This window comes from Longimicrobiales bacterium, from assembly GCA_035764935.1.
In the GTDB taxonomy this organism is placed as follows: Bacteria; Gemmatimonadota; Gemmatimonadetes; order Longimicrobiales; family RSA9; genus DASTYK01.
Map to the genome: position 1 here is coordinate 1 of DASTYK010000189.1, position 5,929 is coordinate 5,929.

The 5,929-nt window shown below is 67.4% G+C and carries 5 protein-coding genes; all 5 read right to left on the reverse strand.

What is annotated here, in order from left to right; all coding sequences use genetic code 11:
- Window positions 1-303: 303 nt before the first annotated feature.
- Window positions 304-2,241, reverse strand: coding sequence for a DNA topoisomerase (ATP-hydrolyzing) subunit B (gyrB, locus tag VFU06_16930; protein ID HEU5211084.1), 1,938 nt, complete (start codon window positions 2,239-2,241; stop codon window positions 304-306).
- Between the two features lie 174 nt (window positions 2,242-2,415).
- Window positions 2,416-3,678 carry an MFS transporter gene (locus VFU06_16935; protein ID HEU5211085.1) on the reverse strand — a complete coding sequence of 421 codons (1,263 nt, stop codon included), beginning with the start codon at window positions 3,676-3,678 and terminating at the stop codon, window positions 2,416-2,418.
- The gene (locus VFU06_16940) at window positions 3,675-3,992 is read right to left on the reverse strand and encodes a DUF721 domain-containing protein (GenBank protein HEU5211086.1); all 318 of its coding nucleotides are present in this window, start codon (window positions 3,990-3,992) and stop codon (window positions 3,675-3,677) included. The genes VFU06_16935 and VFU06_16940 overlap by 4 nt, the downstream gene beginning before the upstream one ends.
- Window positions 3,993-4,026: 34 nt before the next feature.
- Window positions 4,027-5,187 (reverse strand): DNA replication and repair protein RecF, encoded by a 1,161-nt coding sequence (gene recF, locus VFU06_16945; protein ID HEU5211087.1) that lies wholly within the window; start codon window positions 5,185-5,187, stop codon window positions 4,027-4,029.
- Between the two features lie 26 nt (window positions 5,188-5,213).
- The coding region (locus VFU06_16950) for an enoyl-CoA hydratase-related protein (protein HEU5211088.1) at window positions 5,214-5,929 on the reverse strand (716 nt) is incomplete at its 5' end.

Consider the following 5,929-nt stretch of genomic DNA (forward strand, 5'->3'; position numbering starts at 1 on the left):
GGTAGACGTCCTGGATGAACTGCATCAGGCCGGGGCGCAGCGTGTGTCGCTTCAGCTTCTGCACCGCTGAGACGCTGGTGACGCTCCAGCGGGAATGGGACGAGGACCCGGGGTCAGAACTTCCCGTTCCCGCCGCGCGGATGACCGGTTGAACAGTTCCCGTCGAACTGTCGAGCTCGAGCAGGAAACGCGGGACCCGGTTGACTCCGAGTCCCGCGCTTCAGTATGCACCCCTGTCAGCAACCTTTGGAAACCCGAACGTCAGCATATCGTCCCGGTATTCCAGTAACACAACAGTCCGATCTACACGTCCAGATTCTTCACGAACTTCGCGTTCTCCTCGATGAACCGACGCCGCGGCTCGACATCGTCGCCCATCAGCGTCGAGAAGATCTGGTCCGCCTCGACCGCGTCCTCCATCGTGACCTTGAGGATCGTGCGGCGCTCCGGGTCCATGGTCGTGTTCCAGAGCTGCTCGGCATTCATCTCGCCGAGGCCCTTGTAGCGCTGCACGTTCACCTTGCCGTCGCCCTTGCCGTTCAGGCGGCTGATGATGGCGTCGCGCTCCTCCTCCGTGTACGCGTAGTGCTCTTCCTTGCCCTTCGCGACGCGGTAGAGCGGCGGCTGCGCGATGAAGACCATGCCCTCGTCGACGAGTCCCCGCATGTGGCGGTAGAAGAACGTGAGCAGCAGCGTCCGGATGTGCGCGCCGTCGACGTCGGCGTCGGTCATGATGATGATCTTGCCGTAGCGCGCGTTCTTGGTGCTGAACTCGTCCTCGCCGATGCCGGTGCCGACCGCCGCGATGATCGTGCGGATCTCCTCGTTGGAGAGCACCTTGTCCAGGCGTGACTTCTCGACGTTCAGGATCTTGCCACGCAGGGGCAGGATCGCCTGGAAGTTGCGGTCGCGGCCCTGCTTCGCGGTGCCGCCCGCACTGTCGCCCTCGACCAGGTAGATCTCACAGAGCTGCGGGTCGGTGATCGAGCAGTCCGCCAGCTTGCCCGGCAGGACCATCCCGTCGATCGCGTTCTTGCGACGCACCAGCTCGCGCGCCTTGCGTGCGGCGATGCGTGCACGTGCGGCCTGCAGCGCCTTGTCGACGATCGCCTTGGCGACCGATGGATGCTCCTCCAGGAAGCTGGAGAGCCTGTCGTTCACGACCGACTCGACCGCGCCACGCACCTCGGAGTTGCCGAGCTTGGTCTTGGTCTGCCCCTCGAACTGAGGCTCCCTGACCTTGACGCTCAGCACGCACGTCAGCCCCTCGCGCAGGTCCTCGCCCGACAGCGAGTCGAGCTCCTTCTTGAGCAGGTTGTTCTTGCGCGCGTAGTCGTTGATCGTGCGCGTCAGCGCCGCCTTGAAGCCCGTGAGGTGCGTGCCGCCCTCGTGCGTGTTGATGTTGTTGACGAAGGTGAACGTGTTCTCGTTGTAGCCGTCGTCGTACTGCAGTGCGAGCTCGATCTCGGCCTCGTCGCGCGATGCCTCGATGAAGACTGGCTTCGGGTGGAGCGGCTTGCGCGAGCCACGCAGGAACTGGACGAACTCGATGATCCCGCCCTCGTAGTGGTACTCCTCGCGCTTCGGCCCCTTGTCGTTGAGGTCGCGCTCATCGGTGATGATGATGCGCAGCCCCTTGTTCAGGAACGCGAGCTCACGCAGCCGGTTGGCCAGGGTGTCGAACGCGTAGTTGAGCTCCGAAAAGATCTCGGGATCAGGCTTGAACGTGACGCGCGTACCGGTCGCCTTCGTCTTGCCGATGACCTCGAGCTCCGTGCTCTTGATGCCGCGCGCATACCGCTGGCGGTAGACCTTGCCGTCGCGCTGGATCTCGACCTCGAGATACTCGGAGAGCGCGTTCACCACGCTCACACCGACGCCGTGCAGCCCGCCGGAGACCTTGTAGCTCTCCTTGTCGAACTTGCCGCCCGCGTGCAGCACCGTCATCGCCAGCTCCACGCCCGGCAGCTTCTCCGTCGGATGGATGTCCACGGGGATGCCACGCCCATCATCGACGACGGTGATCGAGTTGTCGGGGTGGATCGAGACGTCGACCTGCGTGCAGTAGCCCGCGAGCGCCTCGTCGACGGAGTTGTCGACGACCTCGTAGACGAGGTGATGCAGCCCGCGTGGCCCGGTCGAGCCGATGTACATGCCCGGGCGCTTGCGGACCGCCTCGAGGCCCTTCAGTACCTGGATCTGCCCTGCGTTGTAGCTGTTCTTCGGCTCGCTCTTCGCCATGGTCCCTGGATCTTCTGATGGGAGGACTGCCAGACGTACCTGATACCCCCCTCACGCGCGCGGGTTCACGCGTGTGTGCGCGTACGCGTGCGCGCGCAACCCCTCCGCCCACCGCCGTCCAACCCGAAGTGCCCACCACCCACCTCGCACCACCCACCGCCCAGAACCCGCCGTTCAATCCGTTGCGGCCTTCCCATCGGCCGGCAGCGCCCAGGCAAACACGACCCCGAGGAATGTCAGCGGCACCGCGACCATGGATGCCGCCAGCACCCCGATCTGGTCCGCCAGCACCCCGATCCCGAGCACCGCGATGGAGCCCGCCGCCCAGGCCGCGCCCATGGCGATGCCTGAGCCCAGCGACTCGCCGCGCGGCACCAGCTCCTGGGCGATCAGGACGAGCGGCGGCAGCAGTGCCATGTTGAGGAAGCCGGCAGCCAGGGTGCAGAGCATGGCGGCAACGCTCCCTGCCGGCAGCATGAACGCCAGCGCATGGGCCGGCAGCGACAGCGCACTCAGCCAGAGGAGCAGCCGGCGCCGGTCCACGCGGTCCGCCAGCATGCCACCGCTCAGGCTGCCGATTGCCTGGGCGGCGAGGTAGATGCTGAGCGCGGTCGCGCCCGCCTGCTCCGAGCCACCGGCCTCGGCGACGAGGATCGGCTTCATGGTCAGGTAGACCCGCTGAATGAAGGCGGACACGGCGCTGATGCCGAACACGAGCGCGAGCGGCCCGCGCAGCACGCGTCGCAGGCTGACGGACTGCTCCGCGTGGCGGGCCTGTCGCCGCTCGTGGGCGCCGGAAGGCACGAGCATGAAGACCACCGGCAGGGCGAGCAGCATCGGGATCGCCGCATACGGCAGCGCCTCGAGCCCCCCGCGCGAGACGATCGCGACGGCGACCAGCGGCCCGAGCGCGTAGCCGAGTGCACCGGAAAAGGAGAAGAAGGAGTAGCGGGCTCCGCGCGAGCTGCCCCTGCCGCTGGAGGCGGCGATCACCGCACCGGGCGGATGAAACGCCGCACTGCCGAGTCCGGCGAGCGCCAGGAACACGGCCAGTACGATGAAGGAGGGCGCCACGCCGATCAGTGACATGAAGATCGCGGACATGGCAGGCCCGATCACGACGAACGCCCGTCTGCCGTAGCGGTCGGCAAGGTGCCCGACGGCGGGCTGCACGAGGGAGCCGCCCAGCGACAGCGTCATCGCGAGGGTCGCGGCCAGCGCGACGTTCAGGCCCAGCCTGTCCATGATGCGTGGCAGCAGCGGGTGCAGGAACCCCGAGTACAGGTCGTTCATGCCATGCGTGACCGCTACTGCGATCGCCGCCGCTGTCGTCCCCCGTGCTGCCAGCCGTGTTGCGTCTTCTGTCCCTGTATCGCTGCTGCTGCTCACCCGCTCCATCGATGCGGCTGCGCGCTCTTCGTCTGCCGTCCTGCTCACTCGTTCTTCCCGGTCGTGCTGTCACTCATCACGAAGCGGATCTTCTCGATGCGTCCGCGCTCGCGGCCTTCATTGAGACGCCGGAGTATCTCCCTCTCCATCAGTCGCAGCTCCATCATCCACGCGCTGGAGCGCACCGCAACGAGCAGTGTGCCGCGCGATACGCGCAGCGGTGTGGTGACGGCTGCAATGCGGGGTCCGACGCGCTCCGCCCATTCAGGAACGATGCCCGCTTCCTCGAGCCGCTCACCGACCTTCGACTCCTCGAGGAACTTGCGGAGCGCATCACCCAGCCTGACCGGCTTGTCGCTCATGCGACGTCCTCCTGCTGCTGCCCGCGCGCGCGGCTCATGTCATTACGCGTCCGCCCGCGATCTGCCAGGCGGCCAGGGAGGAGACGAATTCCGTGCCGCGCGCGCCCAGGTTCACGTCCGATGCCTTGGGCGCGGTCAGGATCACCTGCCCGTGCTCGGCGCCTTCCAGCAGCTCGAGGATACGGCGCGAACGGCCGGGATCCAGCTCCGCGAAGACGTCGTCCAGCAGGATGATCGGCATTCGTCCGTGTGCCGCGCGCAGTGACTCGGTCTCCACCAGCCGCAGCGCGATGACGCCCGTTCTGACCTGGCCGCCGGAGCCGAAGTTTCGCAGATCGACCAGCCCGTTGGCAGTGGCCAGCAGGATCGCGAGATCGTCACGGTGCGGGCCGACGAGTGTCATGCCGCGTTCACGCTCACGCCCTGCGACGCGCGCGAGCTCCGCCTCGAGCGCAGAGCGCAGCGTCGCCTCTTCGCCTGCGGTCGATGCATCGATCCGGCCACCGGGCGCGTAGCGCATCTCGGCACGCAATCCGTCACTGATCGCAGCGTAGCGTTCTGCGAAGTGGGGCGCGTACGCGTCCACCCAGCGGGCACGTGCGGCCATGACGCGTGCGGCGGGCGACAGCAGCGGCTCGGTCCAGGCCTCCAGCAGCGCTGCGGGCGCACCCTGTCGCAGCATGGTGTTGCGCTGCCGCAGTGCCTGGCGGTAGCGCTGCAGTGCCTGCAGGTACCCGGGCTCGTGCAGGGACAGGACAATGTCGAGGTAACGGCGTCGCTCGCCGGGCGAGCCCGCGACGATCGACACGTCCGACGGGGAAAAGATGACGGCACCGACGTGACCGATCGCTTCGCTCAGCCGCTCCGTCTCGCCGCCATTCACGGTGACGCGCTTGCGACGCCCCTTCGCCTCGTACGCGGCAGTGACTTCCACGCCCGTGCCGCTGCCCGTGTCCTCGAAGCGGCCGCGCAGATGAAACGCGGCGGCGTCGAAGCGCACGAGCTGTTCATCGGGTGCGCCGCGAAAGGAGCGAAAGATCTCGAGGTAGTAGATCGCCTCGAGCAGGTTGGTCTTCCCGGCGCCGTTCTCCCCGATGATCGCGGCGCCGGCGGCAGGAAACTGCAGCTCGAGCTCGGTGAAATTGCGGTAGTCGCGCAGCCGGAGCTCGCGGCAGATCGAAGAGGCTGCGGCCATGCGTGCGGTTGCGCGACGGGCGTCTGCTACTTCCCCGTGAAGTTCGCTTTGCGCTTCTCCAGGAAGGCGCCCATCCCCTCGCGCATGTCGCTCGTGGATGCGAGCAGGCCGAACAGGTTCGACTCGAAGCGCTGCGCGTCCTCGACCGTTGCAGTGAGTCCGTTCTCCACCGCCTCCAGGGCGAGCGCAACGGCGACCGGCCCGTTCGCGCTGATCTTCGCCGCCAGGCTGCGCGCCGCTTCGAGCAGCTCGCCCTGCGGCACGACACGGTTGACCAGTCCGATCCTGTGCGCCTCCTGCGCATCGATCATCTCACCGGTCAGGATCAGCTCGAGCGCGCGACCCTTGCCGACCAGCCGCGGCAGGCGGACGGTGCCGCCGTACCCGGGGATGATGCCCAGCTTCACCTCGGGCAGCCCGAACTTCGCGTTCTCGCTTGCCACCCTGATGTGACAGGCGAGCGCCAGCTCGAGCCCGCCGCCCAGCGCGAAGCCGTTCACGGCCGCGATCACCGGCTTGGCCATGCGCTCCAGGAAGCGGAACGCGTCCTGTCCCTGGCGCGAGGTGCGCACGCCGCCGATCGGATCCATCTTCGCCAGCTCGCCGATGTCGGCGCCGGCGACGAATGCCTTTTCCCCCGCTCCCGTGAGCACGATCGCACGCACGGTTCCGTCATCGGCCAGGCCGCGGAAGGCCTGGTCGAGCTCGGCGATCAACGCAGCATTGAGCGCGTTCAGCTTGT

Coding starts and splice junctions, on each gene's coding strand:
- gyrB (HEU5211084.1), bottom strand. CDS start 2,241: ATGGCGAAGAGCGAGCCGAAGAACAGCTACAACGCAGGGCAGATCCAG.
- VFU06_16940 (HEU5211086.1), bottom strand. CDS start 3,992: ATGAGCGACAAGCCGGTCAGGCTGGGTGATGCGCTCCGCAAGTTCCTC.
- recF (HEU5211087.1), bottom strand. CDS start 5,187: ATGGCCGCAGCCTCTTCGATCTGCCGCGAGCTCCGGCTGCGCGACTAC.